Source organism: Paraburkholderia sp. BR10141 (assembly GCF_056155635.1).
The window spans coordinates 50357-76066 of sequence record NZ_JBMIQH010000020.1 but is presented as its reverse complement, the minus strand read 5'-3'; the positions used below and the strand labels follow the sequence as shown (position 1 = coordinate 76066).

The window sequence follows — 25710 nt, the reverse complement described above, 5'->3', positions numbered from 1 at the left end:
ACTCTATTTGAACCGATGAAGCGTTTCGAGCCAGGACTGCTTGACAAGCTCTTCGACGACGATCCGCATTCGCCGGCACCGGCGGCATTGCGGCAGTTCTCGATCGAAGAGCTCAAGGCGACCGTTGCGCGCGATCTGGAGTCGATCCTGAATTCGCGCATCGCGTTCACCGAGCACGAACTCGCGATGTTGCCCGAGTGCCGCCGTTCGATCCTGACCTACGGGCTGAACGATTTCGCTGGCTTGAGCCTCGCGAGTCATTACGACCGCACGTTCATCTGCAAGTCGATCCAGCAGGCGATCGAGCGGCACGAGCCGCGTTTGCAGCGCGTAACGGTGACGCTCGAACTGAACGAGCGCTCGACCAACGCACTGTACTTCGCGATTCAGGCGTTGTTAGTGGTGCATCCGGCGCAAGAGCCGGTGAGTTTCGACGCGATGCTGCAGCCATCGACGCTGCAGTATTCGGTCACGCGCGCACGCGCAAAAGCATGACGCGGCCGCGACCGGCGGCGCGCGACATGGCATGACACAAAGGTAGTTTTGGGGGGCGGGAGCGTACCGATGGAAGAGCTGTTGCCGTATTACGAGCGCGAATTGTCGTTCCTGCGGCGTTATTCGCGCGAATTCGCCCAGCGCTACCCGAAGATCGCGGCCCGCCTCGCGATGACAGGCGAGCACTGCGAAGACCCGCACGTCGAGCGGATGATCGAATCGTTCGCGTTGCTCGGCGCGCGCATCAACAAGCGACTCGACGACGACTACCCGGAGTTCACCGAGGCGCTGCTGGAGGTGCTCTACCCGCATTATTTGCGCCCATTCCCCTCGTGCTCGATCGCCCAGTTCGGCGCCGCGGGCGCGCTCGGCAATCTCACCGAGCCGGCCGTGATCGAGCGCGGCACGGAACTGAAGTCCCGGCCGATCCGCGGCGTGCAATGCCGCTTTCGCACCGCCTATGACGTGACACTCGCGCCGATCCGCATTTCGGAGGCGCGCTACGTGCCGACGGCGATCGCACCGAGCGCGACCGTGCTCCCGCCGAATGCAACCGGCGTCCTGTCGATCACGTTCGAGTCGACGTCGCCGCAGTTCGACCTCTCTGCGTGGAGAAGCGGCGGGCTGCGCACTTACCTGCACGGCGAGCAGTCGTTCATCGCGGCGCTCGGCGATTGCCTCTTCGTGCACGCGATCGCCGCCTACGCCGAGCCCGAACGCAATGGCCGCTGGCGCGCGCTCTCCGCGCTGCCGTTCGCGCAAGCCGGCTTCGACGCGGCTGACGCGCTGATCGACTATCCCGCGAAATCGCACCCTGCGTACCGCTTGCTCACGGAGTATTTTGCGTTTCCGGACAAGTTCGATTTCGTCGACTTCGACCTCGCGGCAATGACCGCCGCGGCGGGCCGCTGCCAGCGACTCACGCTTCATATCGTGCTCAAGGACGTGCGCGGCGACTCGCACGTGGCACGGTTGCTCGACGCACTCGCGGCGCACCATCTGCGGCTTTTCTGCACGCCCGTGGTGAACCTCTTCAAGCAGCACGGCGAGCCGATTCGCCTCGATCATCAGGCGGTCTCGTATCCGGTGGTGGCGGAGGGCCGGCGAGCGTTCGCCTATGAAGTTTATTCGATCGACTCCGTGCAACTGGTGCGGCAACGCGCACACGAAGAAACGGTCGTCGAGTTCCGGCCTTTTTATTCGCTGCGACATGGGGAATCGATGCGGGCCGGCCACTACTGGTTCGCCCGGCGCGACGAAGCCGTCGCGCAAAAGAGTCCGGGCTACGAAACCGAAATCTCGATCGTCGATATCGACTTCGAAGTCGATACCGAGCAAAACGAAACATTGAGCCTCGATCTGACCTGTACCAACCGCGATTTGCCCACTGCGCTCGCGACCGGGCTCGAAGGCGGCGATCTGTTTCTGGAGGGCGGCGCGATGGCGAGCAGCATCGCGCTCCTGATGCGGCCGACGCCGTGCGTGCGCTTCGAGCGCCGCCAGGCCGCGCACTGGCGGCTCATTTCGCATCTCGCGCTCAATCACGTCTCGCTCGTGAACCACGGCGCCACGACGCTCAAGGAAATGCTCGCGCTCTATGACCTGCGGCGCACGGCGGTTTCGGCGCGGCACGTGGACGGCATCGTCGACGTCGAGCAGCGCGCCGCCGTGCAATGGCTGCCCGGCAAGCCGTTCGCGACCTTCGTGCGCGGCATCGAAATCCGCCTGACCGTCGATGAGGATCACTTCGTCGGCACGAGCCTCGGAACGTTCGTACGCGTCATCGACGTGTTTTTTGGGCTTTACGTGCACATCAACAGCTTCGTGCAACTGGTCGTCGTTTCGCGGCGCACCGGCGAGGAGATCATGCGATGCAGCCCCCGCAGCGGCGAATCGATTCTGGCGTAATCGAGCGGCTGCTCGATGAGCCGCACCGCTTTGGTTTTTTCCAGGCGGTGCGCCTGCTCGAACGCTGGTTCGTCGACAAGGCCGGCGCGCGGCAGCGTGACGTGCTCCCACAGCGTATCGGCTTTCGCAACACGCTGTCGCTCGCGTTTCCTGCCAGCGAGATCGCGGGTGCCGTGTCTTATGACGCGGCTGGCGCGCCGCTGGCCGATGCCGGCCAGCGCACGGCGGCGCTCGATGCAGGCGAACTCGAACGCGTGGATCTCACGCCCGCGTTCTTCGGGCTGCTGGGCGCGCAAGGCGCGCTGCCGCTGAACTACACCGAGCAGATCGTCGCGCGCGAGCAATTGCGGCGCGACCGCGCGGCACGCGAGTTTTTCGACGTGTTCTCGAACCGCGCCACGGCGCTGTTCTATTCGGCGTGGAAAAAGTACCGGCTGCCGTTGCACTACGAACTCGATCGCGACGAACGCTATCTGCCACTGCTGCTCGCGCTTGCGGGCGTGGCCAACGACGCGTCGCGCGAGAGCCTGCAGGACGGCGGCGGCGCGCTCTTCGACGAGGCGATCGCGGGGCATGCGGTGGCCGCGCGTCATCAGCCGGTTTCCGCCGCGTATCTGCGCCAGACGCTCTCCGACTATTTCGGCGTGCCCGTGCAGGTCGAGCAGTTCGTGGGCAAGTGGTACGACGTGCCGCCCGACCAGCTTTCCATGCTCGGCCAGCGCAACGTGATGCTCGGTGCAACGGCGCTTGCGGGCGAGCGCGTCTGGCAGCGCGACATGCGTGCGCGCCTGGTGATCGGGCCGCTTTCGAAGGCCGACTATGAGGCCTTCCTGCCGGGCGCGGAACACGCGCTCGCGCTCGAACGCATGCTCACGCTGCTCGCGCGCGTGACGCTCGAATACGAGGTGCTGCTGGTGCTGCGCCGCGAGGAAGTCGGGCCGAGCCGCCTGGGCGCCGGCGCGCGTCTGGGCTGGGATGCTTTCCTTTGCACGCACGAAGCCGACCGCGAGCGCCGCGACGCACGCTACGAACTGCACGTCATTCATTGAACACACGAGACCCGAGGCCGGACCGGACGACATGAGCACGCCCCTGAAAACCCTGATCGCGAAGCTGAACACGACTTGCCGGCTGGCTACCGAGCGTGCGGCCAGTGCGTGCCTGTCGCGCGGGCACTACGAAGTGGACCTCGAACATGTGCTGCTCGCGCTGCTCGAGGAACCGGCCAGCGACCTCACATGCGTGCTGCGTGCGTCGCGCGTCGATGCGCATGCGCTGCGTGCGGATCTGGAACGCGAACTGCAACGCCTCAAGACGGGCAACACGCGCACACCGGTGTTCTCCCCGCATCTGATCGCGCTGTTCGAGCAGGCCTGGCTGATCGCGTCGCTCGACTCGCAGATCGGGCGCATCCGTTCCGGTCATCTGCTGCTCGCGCTGTTGAGCGCGCCCGATCTCGCGCAGTTCGCGCAGCGCACGTCGGCGCGTTTCGCTGAGATTCCTGTCGGCGAACTCAAGCATCGTTTTGATGAGGTGACGCTCGGTTCGGTCGAGGTCGAGCCTGTCGAAGGCGCGGCAGAAGCTGGTGGCGAGGTCGGAAGCGCAACAAGTGTCGCTGCGTCGAAAACGCCTGCTCTCGACACCTACACGACCGACCTGACCCAGCGTGCGCGCGAAGGGTTTGTCGACCCGGTGATCGGGCGCGAAGCGGAGATCCGTCAGACGATCGATATCTTGATGCGCCGCCGCCAGAACAACCCGATCCTCACCGGCGAGCCGGGCGTGGGCAAGACGGCCGTGGTGGAAGGGCTCGCACTGCGCATCGCCGCGGGCGATGTGCCAGAGGCGCTGAGCGGCGTTGCGCTGCGCGTGCTGGACATGGGGTTGCTGCAGGCCGGCGCGAGCGTGAAGGGCGAGTTCGAGAACCGTCTGAAAAGCGTGATCGACGAGGTCAAGAAGAGTGCGCAGCCCATTGTGCTCTTCATCGACGAGGCGCATACGATCATCGGCGCAGGCGGTCAGGCCGGCCAGAACGATGCGGCGAACCTGCTCAAGCCCGCGCTCGCGCGTGGCGAGCTGCGCACGATCGCCGCGACGACGTGGAGCGAGTACAAGCGTTACTTCGAGAAAGATGCGGCACTGGCGCGGCGTTTTCAGGTGGTCAAGATCGAGGAGCCCGACGAAACGCTCGCGGCGGCCATGCTGCGCGGCATGGTGGGGCTCATGGAGCGCCACTTCGACGTGCGCATTCTCGACGAGGCGATTACCGAGGCCGTGCGGCTTTCCCACCGGTATATCAGCGCGCGGCAACTACCCGATAAGGCCGTGAGCGTGCTCGATACCGCGTGCGCCAGAGTGGCGCTCGCGCAGGGCGCGACGCCTGGTGCGATCGATGACGGCAAGAAGCGCATCGAACGTATCGAAGCGGAGATCGCCTCGCTCGAGCGGGAAACCGTGCATGGCGCCGAGCATGAGGGGCGCCTCGTGGCGCTGCGCGAGGCGCGGGACACTGCCGCTCGCGAACTGGCAGAAAGCGAGGCGCGCCACGCCGAGGAGCGCGAACTCGTGGCGCAGATCACGAAACTGCGCGGCCAGATCGACGCGGCGCGCGAAGACAGTACGTCATCCGAACGAATGCGCGAAGCCGATGCCGCGCGCGAATCGTTGCCGCCGCTCATCGCGCGCCTGCACGCGCTGCAGGAGAACGCGCCGATGGTGCCGCTGCAGGTCGACGCACACGTGGTGGCGGAAATCGTCGCGTCATGGACCGGGATTCCGCTGGGCCGCATGGTGAAGGACGAGATCCAGACCATGCTGAATCTTCATCCGCTGCTGGCCGAGCGCGTGATCGGCCAGGATCATGCGCTAGAAGCCATCGCGCAGCGCGTGCGCACGGCGGGCGCGAATCTGGAGGACCCGAACAAGCCACGTGGCGTCTTCATGTTCGTGGGACCGTCCGGCGTGGGCAAGACGGAGACGGCGCTCGCATTGGCCGACATTCTGTACGGCGGCGAGCGCAAGCTCATCACCATCAACATGAGCGAGTATCAGGAGGCGCACAGCGTATCGGGCCTGAAGGGCTCGCCGCCCGGCTATGTAGGCTATGGCGAGGGTGGCGTGCTGACCGAGGCGGTGCGCCGGAACCCGTATTCGGTCGTGCTGCTCGATGAAGTGGAAAAGGCCCATCCCGACGTGCTGGAAATGTTCTTTCAGGTCTTCGACAAAGGCACGATGGACGACGCCGAAGGCCGTGCGATCGACTTTCGCAATACGCTCATCATCCTCACGTCGAATGTGGGCTCGACTGCGGTCATGCAGGCCTGCCTGAACAAGTCCGTTGAAGAACTGCCTGACGCTGAAGCGCTGGCAGAGTTGCTGCGCCCGCAACTGTACAAGTCGTTCAAGCCCGCTTTCCTCGGCCGCATGAAAGTCGTGCCGTACTACCCGATTTCCGACGACGTGCTCGCGGAGATCATCGAGCTGAAGCTCGAGCGCATTCGCCGCCGCGTCGAGGCAAACCACGGCGCCACATTCGAATGGGACGAGTCACTCGTCGATGCGGTGCTTGCGCGATGTACCGAAGTCGATTCGGGCGCGCGCAACGTCGATCACATTCTGAACGGCACGCTCTTGCCGGAACTCGCACAGCAGGTTCTGGAGCGCATCGCGCAGGGCACGTCGCTCGCGCGCGTGAGCGTGCGCGCCGATGATGCGGGTGAGTTCAAGTACGCGGTGCAATGACCATGACGTTGATACGCGACCCCCATGCTTCGCTCGAAGCCCGACGCCTTAGCCCTTCTGTAGAACGCCATGTCGACTGACACGACCGCGCTGCTAGCGCCCATTAATGAAGCGTCGCCGTGCGGCGCCGACCTGCTGTTTTCGGCGGATTTCGACGCGATCCAGCATGCACGCCGCTTCGATGACCCGTCGCTCGACCAGGGCGAGTGGATCACCGAGATCAAGGAAGCCGACTGGCCTTTCGTCGTCGAACGCTGCACGGCGTTGCTGCGCACGCAGACGAAGGACTTGCGGCTCGCCGTGTGGCTTACCGAGGCGCTCGCGATTCAGGAGGGCGTGCCGGGGCTCACGCAGGGCTATGCGCTCCTGAGTGGACTGGTCGAGCAGTTTTGGGAGCAAGTGCATCCGCTACCCGAAGGCGACGATACCGAGTACCGCCTCGGCAATGTCGCGTGGCTTGCGGGCCGCACGGCGGAATTGCTGCGTTCGGTGCCGCTCACGCAGTCGGGGGTGGCTTTCAGCGCGATCGACTGGGATGTCGCGATGCACGTCGCGCAGGCCGTCAAGCGCGATCCGGACCACGCTGACGATATCGCGCGCGGCAAGCCTTCGGTGGAGCAGATCGACGCCTCGAAGCGGGCCACGCCGGCTTCGTTCTATCGAACGTTGCTCACGCAGTTGAAAGCATTCGAAGCCGCTCTCGCTGCGCTCGATATGGTGCTCGAGGCGCGAGCCGGTGATGCGGCGCCGAGCTTCCGGCAAGCGCGCGAGGCCAGCGAGAGCGTGTATGGACTTGCGGAGCGGTTCGCGCGTGACGTGGGCGTGAACCTGAATGCGGAGGCCTTGGAGCCTTCCGTGCAGCCGGCCGCTTCGCCCGTGGCTGTCGAACGCGCGGAACCAAGCTTCAAGACACCTTTGGCCGTTGAGGACACCATGGCGAATCCGATTCGAATGCCGGTCCGTGCGTACGCGGGCATAGAGAGCCGTGCCGAAGCCGTCGCGCAACTGCGTGCGGTGGCGGTGTTCTTTCGCGAGACCGAACCGCATAGCCCCGCCGCCTATCTCGCGGACAAGGCGGCGGAATGGGCGGAAATGCCGCTGCACAAGTGGCTTTCGACCGTGGTGAAAGACGATGGCACGCTCGCGCAGATTCGCGAGATGCTTGGTGTGAAGACGGATGATGCGAGTTGAGCATGAATCTCACTGAACTTGTTCAGGTCATTCAGGGCGGTCTGATCCAGCAGGACCGCCTGATCAAGACCGATATTCCAGCCTTGCCGGATAGTGCGCTCGTGCCGCGCAGGGCGGTTCTTTGTTCGGAGCTGGGGCGCGATTTCAGTGGCACGCTCGATCTGGTGTCCACGGCGGGCGACATCGAACTCAAGAAACTCATTGCGCAGCCAATGACGCTGTGGATTCAGCAAGCGGACAAGTCCTATCTTCCGGTCAACGGCTATATTCATACGGCCCGAAGGCTCGGCGCAGATGGCAGCTTCACGAGTTACCAGCTGACCTACGCCTCATGGATGCACTTTCTTAGGTTCCGCAGCGACATGCGGTACTGGCAGGACAAGAGCGCCGACGCCATCATGACGGACGTATTCAACGAGCATCCACAGGCGCGCGGCCAGTTCCAGTTCGCCTTGAGCAAGCCGCTGCCGCAACGCTCGTATTGTCGCCAGAGCGAAACCGACTGGAATTTTATTCACCGGTTGTTAGAAGAAGAGGGTCTGTTCGGCTTCTGGCGTCAGGCCAAGGACGGCAAGTCACATACGTTGGTCGTGACCGACGACATTCATTCGCTCGACGAGGTGTCGCCTAATCCGGTTACGTTCTACCGGTCCGGCACTGGCAGCGAAACGGACGCCTTTACGCAGTGGTCGGGCTCGCGCACGTTGCAAAGCACCGTGCACACGACGCGCACTTTCGACTACAAGACGCCGTCGTCCGCGGTCAATCCCAAAGGGACAACGCTGCCGACGATGGCGAACCAGGGGAATCTGCCCGAGCAAGCTGAGGTCTACGAATATACCGGTGCATATACATACTCGGACCAGACTCGTGGCGAACACCTTTCAAGAGTTCATCTGGAAGAATGGGAGTCGCGTGCCAAACGGTTCTATGCGGCGGGTGGCGTTCGCGGTATGGATGCGGGACTGCGCTTCGAACTGACCGGTCACCCGGAGCACGATCACGATCCGGCGGGCCAGCGGGAATTCGCGGCAATCAAGGTGCGCCGGTACATCGAGAACAACCTGCCGCTTTCGGACCACGAAGCGAGCTTTCCGCCCAGCTTGCAGAACGAACTGGCGAGGGCCAAATCCGGGCACACCGGAGAAACTGTTACCCAGGAAGACGGTTCCGCAGGTTTTTATCTGGTCGAAGTCGAAGCGCAGCGCGTGACGGTTCCGTACCGCAGCCCGTTCGAGCACAAGAAGCCAGAAATGCACCTGGAGACGGCTATCGTCGTTGGTCCGCAGGGCGAAGAGGTCTACACGGACGAACTGAACCGCGTGAAGGTGATGTTCATCTGGGACCGGCAGAATTCTGGAGATGCGGGCGCTTCGTGCTGGGTGCGGGTCGCGCAGTCGGATACGGGGGGCGGTTACGGTAGCGTTCACGTTCCTCGAGTTGGCGAGGAAGTGCTGATCGGGTATGTGGGCGGAGATTGCGATCGGCCCATCGTCCTGCATCGCGTCTACAACGGGAGTGTCCAGCCGCAGTGGCACAGCAACGGTATTCTCTCGGGCTACCGGTCGAAGGAGTATTCGGGTTCCGGCTTTAATGAAATGGTGCTCGACGATGCGACGGGGCAGAATCGGGCGAGGTTGTACAGCAGTACGGGGAACAGTGTGCTTCATCTGGGGTATCTGATCGACCAGAGCGGAAATACGCGCGGTTCATACCTTGGATCAGGATTCGATCTGAAGACGGATTCGTACGGTGCGGTGCGTGCTTCGCAGGGGCTGTACGTCGCGACGCATCCTAAACAGGCTGGCAGCCAGCAACTGGACGTGAGCGAGGCCAGACAGCAACTCATGGGCGCCAAGAGCGTGGTCGAGTCGATGTCGCAGGCTAGCGAGGCGCATCAGGCGGAGAGTCTCAGTGACGGGCACGATGCGCTCAAGTCCTTTACCGATGCGACACAGAGCAGTGCGCAGGGTGGGGCATCGTCTGGTGGTAGAACGGCTGGAGGTGGCACCGGCAATGCGAACGCTTTCAAGTCGCCTGTGATGCTGGTTGCGAGTCCGTCCGGTATTGCGCTGTCGACGCAAAAGTCAGTGCACTTGGCGAGTGATCAGCAGACTAACCTGGTTAGTGGACAGAGCACGTTCATCGCCAGCGGGAAATCGCTTGTAGCCAGCGCTGCCGAGAAGATCAGTCTGTTCGTGCAGAACGCGGGGATGAAACTGTTTGCGGCTAAGGGCAAGGTCGAAGTTCAGGCGCACTCGGACAACATCGAGTTGACTGCACAGAAGACGGTCAAGGTGCTTTCCGCGACAGAGAATATCGAAGCCGCCGCGAAACAGGAAATCCTGCTGACGTCAGGCGGGGCCTATATCCGCATCAAGGATGGCAACATAGAAATTCATGCTCCTGGGAAGATCGATATCAAGGGTGCGCAGCATTCGTTCGCGGGACCTACGCAAGCGAATTATCCGATCCCAGCGTTGCCGATACCTGTTGACGTACAACGGTATAGCAACCTCCTCGACCTTTCTGGACTTGACGTTGTTTCCGAAGATTACGCGCATTTGTGGGCGAACGCGCCTTATTACGTTGCGGATCAACAAGGAACAGTTATAGCAAGCGGTGTAACCGACCAATTCGGGGTGGGAAGCCGCTTTTTTACCAGAGAGTCTCAGCAGGTAGACGTGTGGGTAGAAAGTGAGAAATGGCGTGTCTCCGAGGAGGAGCACCTATCTGATGATCAGGCATTGCGAGGTCAAGCATGACCAATGAGGATGGCAACTACGTCGTTCAACCCGGCGACACGTTGAGTGGGATCGCTCAGCAAAAAGGTGTAACCTGGCAGGCCATCGCACAAGCGAACTGTATAGGCGACCCTCGTGCGTTGCGTGCGGGACAGACGCTCAAGATTCCGAAGCGAAAATCTGGGAAAGTGCGTGCGCATGTACTGGATGCCGATCATAATCCGCTCGGGAACGTCTCTTATCGTATCAAGGGCGCCGACCGCGAAGTGTCTGGCAAGACGGGAGCCGGTGGGCAAACAGAGGACTTTTGGCCGTCGACCCAAGACGAAACGATTGAGTTCCTCATTCAAAAGCTGAACGGTGAGTGGAAGATTGTCCATGTAACAATGTCGTCGATGAACGACAAGCTTATTACGCTTGTGAGTCCTCGGCTCAAGTTAACCGCACAGACAGTCCTCCATCCAAAAAATGCAGCTGTGTCTGAATATGGCGCGAAATCAGGTCCTAAGGCGGCACCATTAGGAAGCCAGACCTCATCGAGGTTTGCACCCGATAAAGGTGTCAAGACCAAACTGGAAGAGGACAAGAACGGCGCTTCAGTCTTGAAGGCGACCAGCGATGATGCGTCTCTTGATGAATTTCTTGACAAGTATACCGGCGATCCGATTTGCGAAGATGACTATAAGGCGGCTGCTAAATCGCTGAGCTGCAACGTCAACGCCGTAAAAGCAGTCCATGAGACGGAGGTCGGTTCGGGGAGCTTTACTATTGTGGATGGGCGCACCGTCCCCAAGATTCTTTACGAGCGGCATTATTTTTATCGGCTATCTGGAAAGAAGTATTGGGACACAAATCCCGATCTTTCTTATCCCGTGGGCTACTATCGCCTGAAAAAGAAGTACTACAAGAAATCCGAGACGCTGACCAAAACAGACGGGACGGCCGCTGCCGTCGATGTTTGGGTGCGATATGACGACAAGGATAAATCTCACGCTGCGGGAGCAGAAACGGGCAAACAATTGCTGCGTGAAGGAGTGCTCCTTGACGATCGGGATTTTTATAAGGATAGCTATCGCCGACTGAGAAAGGCGTTTCGACTCGATGACACAGCGGCACTGGAGTCATGTTCCTGGGGAGCGTTCCAGATTATGGGCTCCAACTACAAAACGCTAGGGTATGACTCAGTACAAGCCATGGTGAGAGCCCTTTCCCGATCTGAAAAAGCGCATCTTGACGGATTTGTGAATTTTGTCAAGGCCGATCCGGTACTATTGAAGGCCATCCAGAAGGAAGAGTTTACCAAATTTGCATCCCGTTACAACGGACCATCGTATGCCGAGAACGACTATGATGGAAAGATGAAGAGAAATTTTGAAGCACTGCAGAAGGCGGACGCAAAGCGCAATGCGCAGGAGGGCAAGTGAAAGTAACCAGGGTAAAGACGATCGGCATGGCTTTGATCATGCTGTCTGCATTCAACGTTGCCCGCAGTGAAGAACAATCAGGTGCGTACACGCTTCGGACAGTGGCTGGAACGCAGCTTGACTACAGGAAGTTGTTCTTGTCTTTCGATGGCGATCGGGTCTCTGGATTTTTTGATAATCCGTTCACTCAGCCCGCATCAAACGACCCCGACGCAAATCCAACTTGTCGCTTTTTTCTCACAGGCAAGCTGTCGTCTGCCGGCGAGGTGAAACTCGATACCTGGTATCCCACGGAACGCGGCAAGGCCGATGAGGCGGGCGCGTCTGTTGCCCTGAAGAAACGGTCTGACGGTACCTGGATTGCCACCTTGTCCGGCGCGTTACCCAATTGCGACGTGCCGACTATTGCGACGGGCGATTTTCTGAAACTGGATACGCCACAACCGTGGCGCGTCATCAACTACGTTGCAGTCCCGAAATCAATTCTTTATTCCGCGCCGGCAGACAGTAGCAGGACAAAGGCCTATCTCGTTCGACTAGATCCTGTGGCCGTGCTTGAAACGCGTTCCAGCTGGTCCAGAATCGACTACCTCGGTAAGGGAGGGGGCCTCGTGCGATGGGTGAAATCTTCCGACCTCTCCGTACGATTAGGACAGTAGGGCTGCCTCGCAAGGAATCCAATTGACCCGTGAGACATTCTGCCGATGTTGCACGAGTATCCAGTGCTAGTGCGTCAGGAATCGTCTCTATCCGTCGTTGCCAACTACAGAACGCGCTAACACATGCGACGCTATTTGATTGCTTTTTTAGCGGCCACGATGCTCGCAGCATTCGCCTCTGGATGCCGGGCCGCCGGGTCAAACGTGAAATCGATTGCTCGATCAGATCCGTGATGTCCAGTTTATCGTGCTATTTGGCGTCAAGCCGGGATGAACCGTGCCACGTTACCGGATACTTCATCACGACAAGGCCGCCGCGAACGGAACGGGAGTCGCGACGCCACAACCCGTCGGCGCCGATGGGACTGCTGCCTCAACATCGCAAACGCCTGCGGAGGATTCATCTACCGACACTCAGATGTCAACGGACTCCGATTCTCCGCCGAAAACGCAATACAGGTTTGTCGGTTTGGACGGTAGCCCGATTAGCGGCCTGACTTACCGCGTGCAGTCCGATAGTGCGACAGTTGATTGTTCCACCGGCGAGGACGGCAGCTCGTCAGCTCCGACGACATTTAACACCGGCGCCGAATGTTCTGTATCCGTGAAGACGGATACCGGCGAGTATAAGCAGGTCGCGTGCTTTACCATTCCCAGCGCCGACACCACAGTCACGCTGATGAGCCCGAGCATGCTCCTGAAAACATCCACCGAACTCCATGGAGGCGGGGATGCCGACGTATACAAGGAGCCACCTCCCGAAGCACCGGCAGAAACAGGTAATTTAGCAACGCATCCTGCGTATGCTGACGACGCAAGCAGTACCCCTGCCGAAAGCGATAGGCCGACCGCGGACACCAGTGCTTCGCCGGCTGCCAATAGCGCGGGCAGTACAGTCGATCCGACCAACACAACTGCGCCGCCACTGGGCTCAGTAGCTCCTGCACCGTCGGTGAGTTCGCTGGGTACAACGACATTGACCACCGGCGTCGGAAATACGGCGACAAGTCCAAAGCCGAATGCCGTTGCGACTTCAAGCAAGGCCGCAGTTAGCAAAACGACCAGCGCATCCAAACCGGAATCAAAGCCAGCGTCGCCAAAGGGCGGATCGGGCAAACCGCCGGTTACGCCGAACGTTGCGACGAAGCGCGATGCTGTAGGTCACCCGCAGGCGCAGCCTCTAGAGACATGGGCCGATTGGGCTGGGCACAAAATCAACGCGGCGTGGCATTTCATCGAGGACTGGATGGGCGTCGAGTCGAATCCTGTCGCCGGTAAGGGCGCCATCGCCCCCGCGAAACGGGCACCGCGGGGCGCCGATCAGGGGCAATCCGCTAGCGTCCTGGATACCGCGGCCATCGCGAGAAAGAACAGTGGGCTGGTGGAGGAGCAGACGACACATACTATGCCGTCCCCATCGACCGTCGTGAATCTCAAGCAAATTGCTGACGGCACGATCAAATATGGTACGAAAGCCTCGAAAGAATCGAAGGGACAGTGCTATATGTTTGTGAAGATCGCACTGTGGAAGATGGATGCGATTCGCTTCATTCGTGAAAAGAACGGCAAGTTCGAAGGCGCAGGTGGCAGCTACGCAAAAGTTGCTGGAGCCTTTCTAGAGTCGCAAGGATTCAAGAATGTCATGAGTGAACTCCCCGACGCGCGCTGGGCACTGCCTGGTGATGTCATCGTCTATCACGTTGCTGGTGATACTGAAACAGCTGACGGAAGAGGTCAGCCTGGTCATATCGACATTCGGACGTATCATTACTAGGTTAGTGATTTCAAACGCAACTACCTGTGCGTGGGCGGCAGGAACCCAAACGGTACGCGACACTATTACGAACCAGTTGGCATATATCGCAAGGCGGGCTTTAGCGATCCATTGCCGCTCGCGCGCATGAAGGCGTTCCTGAAGATTATTCGCAGTCGTGAAGCAAAGACATTTTTTCAGTTGGGAGGCGATTCGAAAACCTATTACGCGTCGCAAGGTGTTTACTCGCTTTCCGGCGGAATCAGGGATTTATCGACCTATCCACCCGGCGCACACCACCAGGGAGCGTATCAGATGACCCGAGCGGTTTGGATGGCCGGCCAAAGGCCCGACATGGGCGCTTTGCCGGCCGACTTTCAACCCGCTACGCAGGACAGGTACGCAGTCTTTCTCATGGAGGGGCATCCTGGACGTCTTGACCCGACCACCAGAGAGCCACAACCGACAGCGCTGGGTTACGTGAGAACCGGCGAAATCGAAAAGGCAGTTGCGTTGCTTCGAAGCGAATGGGCCAGTATGCCTGGCACTAGCCAGGACCAAGGCTATACAATGGCGCAGCTAAAATCAGATTTCGATAAGTACGTGAAGGAGTTCAACAATTGAGAAAGCGAGCTGCCTTATTCGTGGCAATTGTGCTGTCGGCCTGTTGGGGTATGGCTCATGCACAGCAGGTCGCAATTTCAGCGGCCGATGGTGCACAGATAAACGCAACGGTCAAACAATACTATTCGTTGTCGCATCCGGACGCTTCATGCGTCTTCAGTAAGATCGATCACAATGGACAACCGGTCGATCCCAGAGTACGCAATCGTGAGTTCCGCCTTGAGGCCTATACGCGAATTTTTAAGCCGCTATTTTCACGCTCCTTGTTTGACAAAATGCGCAAATCGTGCGTTGGGGATGTCAAGGCAACAGGCATGCTCGATGCCAGATTGTGGGACTCCGAAATAGATTCCGATCCATCGAACTATGGCAATGAGGCTCGACTAGAGATTACACAGCCGGTCCGAATTCTTCAGGTAAACCCGTCGCGCGTGCGCGTGCGGATCGATTGGGCAGAGATCGTTAAAGGTGGCGCGAGCTACTACGGAATCGGCCGGACGGATCTGATTCTCGTAAAGGAAACAGGTTCGTGGAGGATCGATGACGCGTATGCTTTCGGTGCGCCGAGCGGATCGCCGAAGCAATTCGACATGTCGATCGATGACTTCAACGGGTTGCCCGGGATAGTTCACCTTCGACAGGACGCGTCCTGGTGATGACGGCGTCAGACGGCCGGCATGCGGCGTTGAGCGACGATCTCTGCGTCTGTTAATGTAATCCGCCGCCGAAGCTTGTGGCTTCGCAGCAGTCGATGTCAGTCGACGCATAGCGCTCAGCGCCCGTCGCCGTCATCAGCCGCGGCAATCCTCCCTCGTAGAAGAGGTAGTCCTTCACGGTTTTGGCGTGCATTCGATCATGACGGGTATCCACTGGAAGAAAGCAAAGACATGCCACGAAGACAGTCGATAGCAACGCTGCAGACGGCACCCAAGGATTCGCTGCGGGACATGGTGAGAACAGTCGCACCGATGAGCCTGCTCTTGCCGTTGCTTGGTACCGGCGTTTCATATGCCGCCTATGCCGACGATCTTGCGGTCTCTGGGTGGCCGTGGAAATTCGCGATGCTCGTCACTTTGACGTGCTCTTTCTCGCCCTTCATGATCTACATGATGTACCGCCGCACGAACTTGCTGTGGGTGTGTGGGCTGGTCCAGTCGATCGGCATATTCGCGGTCTATTTCTTTTTCGGCATTTTTGCGTACTTTTACTATTTCATCTTTGCGCCACTGCATCCGGTGGTTAAATGGCCAGGGCTTCTGGGTGGCATCGCATTCACGTTGTACTGGCTGATCATCATCAAACGAAGCGTCCTTCATACAATCACGACAACTTCTTTTGTCGAGCGCGCTTTTATCGATCAGGGATCCGACCTCGGCTTCCGGATCCAGCCAGGAATGATGCTGTTCGATCCAACTCCACAATGAACGTTTGCCGTTCCCGAAGATTTATTACTGGATCGTCTGCGGTGTTGCGCCGTTTTGCCTTATTCTGAGCCGGCTCCTGAGTTCCAGTTCTGGAACGAACGGTGTTCTTTTTTTTCTGGCGGTGTTGGGCATGCCGGTGTCGCTGTGGTTAGGGGGGGCTGCTGGTTCGCATCGTTGTCGTGATGGTCATTTTGCCGAGACAACTCGCGAAGGATCGCCGAAAGCCCGTACTGGTGGCTGAGTAGCTCAGTATCTGCAAATGTAATTCGCCGCCGAGACGACCGTGATTCACGCAAAGACCGCGCTTTGGAACGTAGTGAAGAAGACGATTCCGCTAACGCTGTTCGTCAATGTCGTTTCGATCACCATCGCCTTTGGTTTTTACGCGCTGGCTTTTCGTGTGTCCCTAGCGCCTTTCTGGCTGGCTACGGCGATGTTGATAGTTACCGTTGTGGGACCATGCGCCATTGTTTTGATCGACAGAGGTCAATCCAGGCTCGTTTCTCTGGGACTCGCGAATACGATCATGGTGACGGCGTTTTACTTCTTTTTTGGCATCGTTTGCTTTTTTTTCTACTTTCTGTTCGCGCCGATGCCTCTGTACGTACAGGCTGGTGGTCTCGCGATCGGTATCACTCTGACCGGCTACTGGATGGCATTTACAGCGCGAGATGTCGACAGGGCACTAGCGACCTCGCGCTTCGTTCAGGAGGCATTTGAGGATAAAGGAAGTGTCTTGCAGTATCGGCTGCAAAGTATCGCCAAGTTGGAGGTAGTGCTGAGTTCACGCAGCCCCTCTGGAAAGTTTCACATGTATCTGGTGCTGCTGATCGCGCCTCTCTCGCTGGTGATCGCGCGAATTCTGGCGCCTGTTTTGGGTTCGCACGGCCCGATCCTGCTAGTCGCCCTGATTCTCTTTCCCGTATCGCAATGGATCGCCGGACTCGGCGTCAGGCAGTATATCGTGATGATACGTTTGCCCAAAATGCTGGAGCGAATGCAAGGCAAATCAGTGATCGTTGTTAGTGATGACGTTCGCTAATGCGCACAGACGCCGAAATCGTCGCGTCGCAGGAGGTCATATTGATCGACGCGTGATTGTCAGCTGACCCCATTTGTCGTCAAACTAGAGTGAACCATGCCACGTTACTTGATACTTCAAGGCGACAAGACCACGGCAAACGGTACTGTGGTCGCCACGCCAACCTCGATCCAGTTCGAAAGCCGTGATGTCGCTCACGAGGGTGATGATGTGCAATGCCCCGCATGCAACACCACGGGCAAAATCAAATGCGATGGACCGCGTCAGGTGATGACCGCGCCCGATGGACGACATGCGGCATTGAGCGATGACCTCTGTATTTGCAAATGCGATCCGCCGCCGAAGCTTATGGCATCGCAGCAGTCCATGTCCGTCGATGCATGATGTATGACGCTGCGTTCAACACCTTAACCCGCCGCTTGCTCGTCGGTTTGCTGTCCGTATTGCCGCTCGCCGCTTGCTCGGAGCGGCCGATGAACATCGACGTCTCAATCTACAACTACTGGCCCCGCGCGATCTACGATGTCGCGGTCAACGGTCAATACGCAGGTGGTGCTTATATGGCCTATCACCCAGGCGGTGCGGGTGGCTCGACCGTCTGCTGCGTGAAGGTGAAGCCTGGCCCGATTTCGATCGATTATTCGCTGGGAGGGCCAGAGGGCGCCCCAAGATTAGGCGAAAGAATCCATGCAACCGCCGTCTTGCGGGAATTGCCGGGAGACTCCAGAGTACTCACGGTGCATGTGTATCCAAATGAAACCGCCGTGGCTGAAGCATCCAAAGAATACGTCGATGAACGTCCTGGGCCGGAAGAGAAAACACAGTGAGTTCGCCTTCCCGTCTCCCGTCCCCCTACAACCCCGCCCGAAACTCAATCCGCCGATTCCTCGCACGCCCGTCGTTTGTATCGTTCGAAGCAATCGGCTGGTCAGGACCCACACCAGTCGCCGTCATCTGTTGCGGCGAGATCCCCTTGCCGACGAGATACCCTTTAACAGCATCGGCGCGCGCCTGGCTCAGCGCGATATTCGACGCACGATTGCCCGCGTTGTCCGTATGCCCAATGATCGCCACAGTACGCGTATTCATCTTCACGAGCACGGCCGCCATCTGATCAAGAATCGCGCGGCCTTGCGGCGTGAGCGTCGCGCTGCCCGTTTCGAACTCGATCGTGCGATTCGCGAGCGTCTGGTCGAGCAGCCCCTGCTCGGACGCGCTCACACGCAACCCATTGCGAATCGTATAGGTCGGATTGAGCGCGGTGGCCATGTCGCTCGCGATCTGCTGGCGCGTGGCCTCGTTGCCCACCTCGCCGCGCACGTCGACTTGCGTGCCGTCGATCTTCAGTTGTCCTTTATGGATCTGCTTGAGCTGCGCGTTGAGCAGCTTCTGCACGTTATCCGACCAGTTAGGCGGCGTCGCTACGTCGCCCACTTCAATCTGATCCACGACGTTCGCCGCGCCATAGGTCTCGCGCAGACGAGCGAGCACAGCCGCGTGCGTGGCTTCGTCGGGCACCTTGCCGCCTGCCACGACCTGGCCGGGCGCCGTATCGACAGGCGCGGGCGTGGACGTGGCGGTCGAGCGGGGAACAGTATCAGCCGTAGAGGCGGCCGGGTTCGCCGCAGGAAGCTCAGTCGTGCTGACCTGCGCGCCGCTGTTGTTCACGGGCGTGACGCGAGCAGGGCTCGCATCGTCGGCCCACGCGTTCGAGCCAGCGAATCCCAACACGGCAGCCGAGAGCGCCGCAGCCATCGCCGTACGCACAGGAACGCGCGCCTGTTTATCCGCGCCGAGCATGCCCAGCCTCCCCAACGAACGCTTCCTGGAACGTGTCGATCGCAAGACGCAGCGACAGTTGCGGCTGATCGAGGTAGCTGACGAGTTTGCTGATGCCATGGTCGCTTTGTGCGTGACCGTCGATCCATTCGGGATCGTCGATATCGATGTTGTGGGCGGCGTAGGTTTGCGGATCAACCACGCTGTGCAGGGTCCGGGCCGATGCGCCGTTGAAGCCGACGATGAGCCGCTCGCGCTGCGCGATGGTGCCGATGAAGATAGCGAGTTCAAAGTCCGCCTTCGAAACGAACGGCGCGATCAGCTCCAGCCAGAATGCGGCCACGAGGCTGCGGTAGAACGGGTCGACCGGCAGCGGCAGCGTGAGGCCGCGCTCCAGATGCGAGGAGCCGCTCGTCATCACTGGTCGCAGCAGCGAGCCGAGCGCGAGCATCGCGCCGCGCAGGCGCACGGGGTGGCCGCTCGCGAGCAGCATCCGCTCGAGGCCTTCGAGCGTCTGGTGTTCGACGAAGTCGTTGAAGGTGCCGTCGTGCGGGTTGCCCACGCCGCCCACATCCACGGGAACCTGGGTTTCGCCGAGCGCATGCAGCGCGCCCGCCGGTTCGCTCGTGCCAAGGAGCGGCTGCATCTGCTGCGCGGCACGCGACCACAGCCGCGCGAAGGCGAGCGGGCTGCGCGCGAGAAAGGCGAGCGGCTGCTCGACTTCGAGCGCGGTGGCCGCGAGAAACGGAAAGCGCCGCGACGACTGGTCCTGGCTCGCCACCATGTGCCCGGCGATCGCGAGTTTGCTCTGCGAGCCGAGAAACGCGAAGTGCATGGGCTGCGCTTCGGCATAGACGATCTTCCACCGCGGATCGTCGGCGAGCAGTTCCATCGCCTGTGCGATCCAGCGGTCCAGTGTCTGCAGCAGCTGCGGATTGTGAGCACTCTTGACGAAGTCGCCGCGCGACGGAATCTTGCCGAAGTACGCGATCTGCGCCTGAACGGACTGCGTCATTGCGCGGTTCCTCCTGTCTGAGTGGGGGCCGCCGATGTTGTCACGGCGGCCACGGCGGCGGGCGACGCACTCGCGCCGGCCGCAGGGTTGGCAGCCGCACTGTTCACTGTCCCGACGCTTGCGATCGAAGAGGGCAGTTGCACGCCGCTCAAACCTTGCTGCTGCGGCGCGTTACTGCTCGCAGCCGTGGGCTGCGAGGTGCTGACGATGCGCATGCTCACCGATACGGTCACGCTGCCTTGCGTCCACGTCAGGTCGAACGTGCCGTCCGGATGGCGCGTGCGCTGTGCCGAGTTGATGAGCTTCTCCAGGCCGTAACGTCCCGGCTCGTTGACGAACTGAATCGTGCGACCGTCGAACGTGGTGGCCGAGAGCGTCGCGCCCGGCGCGCCCTGAGGATTGGGCCAGACGAAGTTCGTCCACTGCGGCGGCGTGTTGCGGTAGCGCAGTTGCTGGCCGTCGATCGCGATCGTGTACTCGGTCGTGCCGCTCGACGGCTGCGGCAGAATCTGGAACACGGTCTGCGGCTCGGACGAGCCTTGTCCCGCGCCCGCCGCGCCGCCCGCAAGCGGCGCCACCCAGCGCGCGAAGCCGGTCGTGAAGTCGGGCGTGAGCGTGAGGCCCATGTCGCCCCAGGTGCGTGCGGAGAGCGTGTCGCCGCGGCGCACGGCGAGTGGCCCGAGCGTGGTGCCGACGAACTTCGAAATCGCACCGTCCGGCCCGAACATCTGGGCGATTTCGCTCGCGCCGGCCTCGATCTTCGCGCTCCCCGCAAACGGGTACTTGTTCGCGAGCGAGGCCTGGAACGGTTGGTACACCTGCGCATTCCAAACCTTGTTCACTTCCACGCTCGCAGGCTGGATCACCACCGCGTAGGCCTGCATGAGCGGGCGCACGAGCAGCGGGCGCAGCGCCTTCTTCTGCGCGTCGGTCAAGCCCGTGAGCATCTGCTCGTCGACGAACTTGAGCGAATCGGAAAGTTCGGAGCCGTTGCCGTCCAGCGTTTGCTGCATGAGCTGGCGCGCGCCCGGTCCCGGGTCGCCCTGATTCTTGATGACGTTAAGACGCGTGCGCACCTTCGAGAGCGAGTCCATGTAGCCGCCGAGCAGCGACGCGTTATCGTGCGTCACGACCATGCGGCCCAGCCCCGCGAATGCCTGGCCGATCGGACCCATCGAAGGCTCGACCGGATTGCCGTTGAGGTCGAGATTGGCCGTGGCAGTGTTGCCCGACATGCGCGAGAACCATTGCCTGACCCATCCCGTCACGCCGCTTTCCGCGCGCTTGATGCTCACGCTCGCGAGCGATGGGTTATCCCACGAGGTCTGGTCGTACGCGGTTTCGAGGATCTTGCGGATCGGCGAATCCTGCGGGTCGCCCAGGCGATTCATCGCATCGACGGCCTGGCCGAACGTGCCGAAGTCCTGCACGGCAATGCCCTGCATGAACTTCTGCCAGTTCTGCGCATACTCGGTCTTGTACATCGACACCAGCGCCTTCTGGATCTGCTCGGGGCTGCCTTCGAGCGTGAGATCGTCTTGCGCCGAGGTGTTGAGCACCCAGTCCTTCGCTTGCAGTTCCTTCGTTGCGGCGTCGCGGATCGCAGGCTGCACGTACTGGAACCACGCCTCGCGCGTGAAGGTGCCGGAAATCGCGTAACTGCCCGCAATCAGCGAGGTATTCGTGTCGCCGACGATGCGCGCCACCGTCATGGGCGCGAAACGCGTGGAGGCGCGCGCCTTGATCTCCTCGTACACGCGCTGACGCGCCGGCATGCCGCGCACCACGTGGCGCAGGTTTTCTCGCGTCTGGTCGACGAGCGCCAGGTTCGCGTCGATCATCGGCCAGTCGTCGTCGGAGACGCGCGCGAGGTAGAACGTGATCATGCGCTCGGCACTCTTGATCATCTCGTCGCGAGGCATGTTGCCGCGATTCGTTTCGAGCCAGCCACGCCAGAAGCGCGCGATCTGGTCGGTCAGGTGCGCGGCCTCGACGTGACGCTTGTCGGAGAGCATCAGGTAGGTCTTGAGCGCGTTGTACGCGTCTTCGACGCTCGTGGGCGAGGCGGCGCTATAGAGGCCGCCCTGGCTGCCGGCCGCCATTGCCGTGTGCGCCGAGACGGGAATCGCACCCGAATCGGGCGTATGCGACATCGGCGCGAGCAGTTCGGGATGCGCGTCCACGTCCTTGAGGAACGAGGCGAGATTCTGCGAGACGGGCGTCAGCATGATCTGCCGTACGCCGCTGTAATACTCTTCGAGCAGATGCTGTTCGAGCCGGTCGCCCTGGTAGAGTCCGAGCGAAACGGCGAGCGGGCGGTCGCGACGGAACTGCTCGAGTTGCTCGATGCGGTCTTCGAGAATGTCCATGGCCTGCAGGCGCGACTGCAGGTCGTTGCGGTTCTGCTGCATGCGCTCGACGTTGTCGAGATCGGCCTGCACGTTCGCCACGAGCTGCTGGTTGCCGATGGTCGACCACGTCCAGCCGCCCAGCGCGAGCGCGAGCACCGCGACGAAGCCGAAGAACGTGGCATAGCGCAGGCGCGTCTTGGCAGGGCTCGCGAACTGCTTCACCGTTTGCCGGTCCGCGAAGATCACTTTCGAGAACAGATCGCGCAGGAAGAAGCCGTTTTTGGAAAACGCGCTATGCGGCTTGGGCAGCCCCTCGGCGGAGAGCACGAAACGGTTGGCAATGCGCTGCGCGGCGGCGCTGCTGGTTTCGCCTTCCTGCAGCGCGCTCGTGAAATAGAAGCCGCGGAAGATCGGCTTGTACTGGAAAGGGTTGTTCTCGAACAGCGTAGCGAGGAACGCGCGCAACGCCGGCTTGATCGCCGAGAATTCGAGCGGGAAGCTCAGTTGCCCAGGCGAGAGCTGCTTGCCGCGGCTGAGCGACATCTGCGCGATGCTGATTTCCTTGAGGCCTTCGTAAAGCTCTTCGAAGCGCTCGTCGAACAGCGCGACGATATCGCGCTTCTCATCCGGCTCGTAGGGCAGGGTAGCGCCCCACACGCGGTCGTACTCCTGGCGGTCGTTGCTGCTGAAGAATTCGGTGAAGCCGGTAATCAGGTCGGCCTTCGTGAACATCACGTACACGGGCGCAAACACTTCGAGCTTTTCGGTCAGTTCCTGCACGCGCTGGCGCAGATTCTTCGCGAGGTTGATGGCGAACTCGGGGCGGTTGCCCGTGAGTTCCGCGATGCTCGCGGTGACGATGATGCCGTTGATCGGCGCTTTCGGACGATGGCGCTTGAGGAGGCCGAGAAAGCCGAGCCATTCGGTGCGGTCTTCCTCGTGGACCGAATAGCGGCCCGCTGTGTCGAGCAGGATGCCTTCGGTCGTGAAGAACCAGTCGCAGTTGCGCGTGCCGCCAATGCCGTGCACCACGGCGTCGTGCTTGTCGGCGAAGGGGAATTGCAAGCCCGAGTTCAGCACGGCGCTGCTCTTGCCGGCTGCAGGATTGCCGATGACGATGTACCACGGCAACTCATACAGCGCCGAGCCGCCCGAAAGCTGGCCGATCTTCGAGGACTTGATGGTTTTTACGGCGTCGACGAGCCGCGTGCGCAGCACATCCAGCTCCGCCTGCCTGGCAGGGGCGGGTGCGGGCTCTCCGTTATCGGTCTGCGCCTGCTGCTCCAGCATGTCGCCGAGCTTGCGGTTCGCGCGCCGCACGCGCGCGCGGCGCCAGAGCCAGAACACGAGCCAGATCGCGAACAGCGCGCCGAGCACGGCAGCGGGCCAGACCGGGCTGATTTGCAGTGCATCGGCCGCGATGAACAATGCGGCCGCGAGCGCGATCACGCCGACGACAGAGAGCGTGCGCGTGTTTGTCAACACGTTGAAGAAGCGTTGCATAAGCCGTTCAGGTCCTGGTGCCTTGGGTGCTGTTTGTCGTGGTGTGCGGTGTCGTCACGCAGCAAGATGTTTTGCCGCCCGGCAGAATGAATGAACGCCCCATAAAACTCCCCATTTATTTCCCGCTGCGCCTCATTTAACAATTGCCGGCGCGCGACCCAGAACGAAGCCGGGTTTGTGATATTCGACGTGGCCCAGGTCCATCAATTTCCAGCGTCCGCCCCAGGTCAGGCCAACCTGCTCGGCCACCTGGCCGTATAACTGATAACCCCGCATCGCCCAGGGATCTTTTTCTGAAATGACGAGCTTGCCGTCACGCAGAAATGCGTTATCGGCCGCGAGTCCATATTGGTGATAGCTTTGGAAAGCTGCCGCGTTTGTCACATTACCGCCCATTTGCGCAAGCCTGTTTTGCCGCTCGGGGCTGCGGTAACCTTCCAGTAGTGCCATTTCATAACCGTATTGCTCGCGCATGATCTTGTAGACGAGCAATAGCCGCGTGCGGAAATCCGCATCCAGCAGATTCCAGTCGCGGCTTGCGTCGTGCAGCGCGGGCCGCACCTGCTCGACCTCCTTCGTGGCGAATACCTCGGGAGGCAGCGGCGGCGGTGGAACCAGCTGCTCGCCGTTCAGCAAGGCAGCGATTTTTTCGTCCGGCACCCGGGGCGTGTCATCGTATTGAAATAACTGATGACCGCGCAATGTAATGGCAATGAGCGGCGGCGTCGCAAGAATACCTGCGGTAATGAAAATCAGCAAGCGCCGCCTGACGAGTATATTTTTCATATCGGCCATTCTCGAATGAGAAATTTTTGCCGACTTAAAGAACTGACTCCGGGCGTGAGTGGCGCTTGCTGAAGCGCGACGCATAATTAAATTATGCAATTCGAATAACGTGCTGAAAAGCGATGCGCGTACGGCGGGCAGCAGCAAGAGTGCGGCCAGTGGTACGGCAATGGCAAAATAGGCGACGAGAGCAATGGCGACCAAAAGCGAACCCGCGGAGTGGCAATTGTTTTTTGTAATGCTTGATTTTAGAATCAGCGCTGCCCGAAGTTGGGCCGCCTCGTATTATTGCGGTGAAACAGGCTCAATTCAATGAGCACAATGAGCACGATTCCAACGAGACAGTGAATGAGTGCGCCGGACAACTCTACCCCCAAGGCTGCCCCCAGCCTCCTCGCCGACACGCCAGCCAGCGTCCCGGGCGCACAACCGGGCGGCTCGCGCATCCTCGCGAATCTCGAGGGCCGCGTCGTGCCGCCGGCCGCGCCGCCTGGTACAGGTCGGCGTTCGCGCACGCCGATGCTGGTCGGGGCGCTGGTTCTGATCGGCGCCGCCGGTTTCGGCGCCTGGCACGTGGCCGAGCGCAGCGCACCAGCGAACGCCGGGACGCAGGCGGCTGCCACCGCCGTTGCACCGATAGCTGCCCCTACGGGGGCAGCGCCAACCGTCGCGAACGCGGCGAGCGCGCATGATACGGCGTCGGCTTCGCACGCCGCCACCATCGTGAGCGACGACGAAACTGCCGACAACGCGAAGCCCGCACCCGACGCCGTTGCGTCCGCAACGGTACCCGACAATGGCCGGCTTTCGCGTGCGTTGGCCAATGGCGCGCGCGATGCCGGAGCGAGCGCACCGGCGGGCGGTGCGGCGCCGCAGGCGAGCGCGTCCGTAGACGCGAATCACAAGCATCCGGCCAAGGGCGCCGAAGCCCGCCACGAAGCGAAAAGCGCCGCGCATGCAGGAAGCACCAAGGGTGAAACGCTGGCGAAGAAGCGACACGATGCGCGTCCGGGCGGCCAGAAGGACGATTCCGATGTCGATCTGCTAGCCGTGCTCGTTGCCCGCACCAAGCCGGGCGATGGCAAGGACGCGTCCGCGCACGCGTCGAAGCCGGCGGCTGGCAAGCTCACGCTCGCGCAACAAGTCAAGGCGTGCGGAGAACAGGGCTTCTTCGAAGATCAGCTTTGCCGTTGGCGCGTGTGCGACGGGCATTGGGGCAAGGATCCGGCGTGCCCCGCGGCGGCGCGCGCAAGCACGGAGCATTGAGGCGT

20 protein-coding genes are annotated in these 25710 nt (G+C 60.9%); 16 read left to right on the top strand and 4 right to left on the bottom strand.

Going from position 1 to position 25710, the window contains the following annotated elements:
* The first annotated feature begins 15 nt into the window (after nt 1-15).
* The 15 genes from tssE to ACOJB8_RS25360 all read left to right on the top strand — a co-directional run bounded on the left by tssE (nt 16) and on the right by ACOJB8_RS25360 (nt 17832).
* Nucleotides 16-495 (top strand): type VI secretion system baseplate subunit TssE, encoded by a 480-nt coding sequence (gene tssE, locus ACOJB8_RS25430; protein ID WP_475014920.1) that lies wholly within the window; start codon nt 16-18, stop codon nt 493-495.
* 69 nt (nt 496-564) lie between these two features.
* Entirely contained in the window at nt 565-2403 is a 1839-nt protein-coding gene (tssF, locus tag ACOJB8_RS25425; RefSeq protein ID WP_368604420.1) for a type VI secretion system baseplate subunit TssF, read from the top strand.
* On the top strand, nt 2367-3452 hold the full coding sequence (gene tssG / locus ACOJB8_RS25420) for a type VI secretion system baseplate subunit TssG (RefSeq protein WP_342948799.1): 1086 nt from the start codon (nt 2367-2369) through the stop codon (nt 3450-3452). The genes tssF and tssG overlap by 37 nt, the downstream gene beginning before the upstream one ends.
* A gap of 31 nt (nt 3453-3483) precedes the next feature.
* Entirely contained in the window at nt 3484-6144 is a 2661-nt protein-coding gene (tssH, locus tag ACOJB8_RS25415) for a type VI secretion system ATPase TssH (RefSeq protein ID WP_475014918.1), read from the top strand.
* Nucleotides 6145-6213: 69 nt separating this feature from the next.
* Nucleotides 6214-7335, top strand: coding sequence for a type VI secretion system protein TssA (gene tssA / locus ACOJB8_RS25410; protein ID WP_342948801.1), 1122 nt, complete (start codon nt 6214-6216; stop codon nt 7333-7335).
* Between the two features lie 2 nt (nt 7336-7337).
* Nucleotides 7338-10100 carry a type VI secretion system Vgr family protein gene (locus tag ACOJB8_RS25405; protein ID WP_342948802.1) on the top strand — a complete coding sequence of 921 codons (2763 nt, stop codon included), beginning with the start codon at nt 7338-7340 and terminating at the stop codon, nt 10098-10100.
* Complete coding sequence (locus ACOJB8_RS25400; RefSeq protein ID WP_342948803.1) at nt 10097-11503, top strand: LysM peptidoglycan-binding domain-containing protein; 1407 nt, start codon at nt 10097-10099, stop codon at nt 11501-11503. Before ACOJB8_RS25405 ends, ACOJB8_RS25400 begins: the two co-directional genes overlap by 4 nt.
* On the top strand, nt 11500-12162 hold the full coding sequence (locus ACOJB8_RS25395) for a hypothetical protein (RefSeq protein WP_342948804.1): 663 nt from the start codon (nt 11500-11502) through the stop codon (nt 12160-12162). The genes ACOJB8_RS25400 and ACOJB8_RS25395 overlap by 4 nt, the downstream gene beginning before the upstream one ends.
* A gap of 418 nt (nt 12163-12580) precedes the next feature.
* Nucleotides 12581-13936, top strand: coding sequence for a hypothetical protein (locus tag ACOJB8_RS25390; RefSeq protein ID WP_342948805.1), 1356 nt, complete (start codon nt 12581-12583; stop codon nt 13934-13936).
* A 126-nt stretch (nt 13937-14062) separates the two neighbouring features.
* Entirely contained in the window at nt 14063-14539 is a 477-nt protein-coding gene (locus ACOJB8_RS25385; protein ID WP_368618867.1) for a hypothetical protein, read from the top strand.
* A gap of 20 nt (nt 14540-14559) precedes the next feature.
* Entirely contained in the window at nt 14560-15195 is a 636-nt protein-coding gene (locus ACOJB8_RS25380) for a hypothetical protein (RefSeq protein WP_342948807.1), read from the top strand.
* A gap of 231 nt (nt 15196-15426) precedes the next feature.
* Entirely contained in the window at nt 15427-15963 is a 537-nt protein-coding gene (locus ACOJB8_RS25375) for a hypothetical protein (protein WP_342948808.1), read from the top strand.
* Nucleotides 15964-16279: 316 nt separating this feature from the next.
* Nucleotides 16280-17005 (top strand): hypothetical protein, encoded by a 726-nt coding sequence (locus tag ACOJB8_RS25370; RefSeq protein WP_342948809.1) that lies wholly within the window; start codon nt 16280-16282, stop codon nt 17003-17005.
* A 96-nt stretch (nt 17006-17101) separates the two neighbouring features.
* Nucleotides 17102-17389 (top strand): PAAR domain-containing protein, encoded by a 288-nt coding sequence (locus ACOJB8_RS25365; RefSeq protein ID WP_342948810.1) that lies wholly within the window; start codon nt 17102-17104, stop codon nt 17387-17389.
* 89 nt (nt 17390-17478) lie between these two features.
* Complete coding sequence (locus ACOJB8_RS25360; RefSeq protein WP_342948811.1) at nt 17479-17832, top strand: DUF3304 domain-containing protein; 354 nt, start codon at nt 17479-17481, stop codon at nt 17830-17832.
* Nucleotides 17833-17857: 25 nt separating this feature from the next.
* Here the strand turns inward: ACOJB8_RS25360 and ACOJB8_RS25355 are convergent, their stop codons facing one another.
* The 4 genes from ACOJB8_RS25355 to ACOJB8_RS25340 form a co-directional block, all read right to left on the bottom strand.
* Nucleotides 17858-18805, bottom strand: coding sequence for an OmpA family protein (locus ACOJB8_RS25355; protein WP_342948812.1), 948 nt, complete (start codon nt 18803-18805; stop codon nt 17858-17860).
* Complete coding sequence (tagF, locus tag ACOJB8_RS25350) at nt 18789-19799, bottom strand: type VI secretion system-associated protein TagF (protein ID WP_342948813.1); 1011 nt, start codon at nt 19797-19799, stop codon at nt 18789-18791. Before tagF ends, ACOJB8_RS25355 begins: the two co-directional genes overlap by 17 nt.
* Nucleotides 19796-23653 (bottom strand): type VI secretion system membrane subunit TssM, encoded by a 3858-nt coding sequence (tssM, locus tag ACOJB8_RS25345; RefSeq protein ID WP_475014914.1) that lies wholly within the window; start codon nt 23651-23653, stop codon nt 19796-19798. The genes tagF and tssM overlap by 4 nt, the downstream gene beginning before the upstream one ends.
* Nucleotides 23654-23785: 132 nt before the next feature.
* Nucleotides 23786-24643: a M15 family metallopeptidase gene (locus ACOJB8_RS25340; RefSeq protein ID WP_475014913.1), complete on the bottom strand. Its 858-nt coding sequence runs from the start codon at nt 24641-24643 to the stop codon at nt 23786-23788.
* Between the two features lie 144 nt (nt 24644-24787).
* Here ACOJB8_RS25340 and ACOJB8_RS25335 point away from each other — a divergent pair, with 144 nt between their 5' ends.
* On the top strand, nt 24788-25705 hold the full coding sequence (locus tag ACOJB8_RS25335; protein ID WP_475014911.1) for a hypothetical protein: 918 nt from the start codon (nt 24788-24790) through the stop codon (nt 25703-25705).
* The last annotated feature ends 5 nt before the right edge of the window (nt 25706-25710 follow it).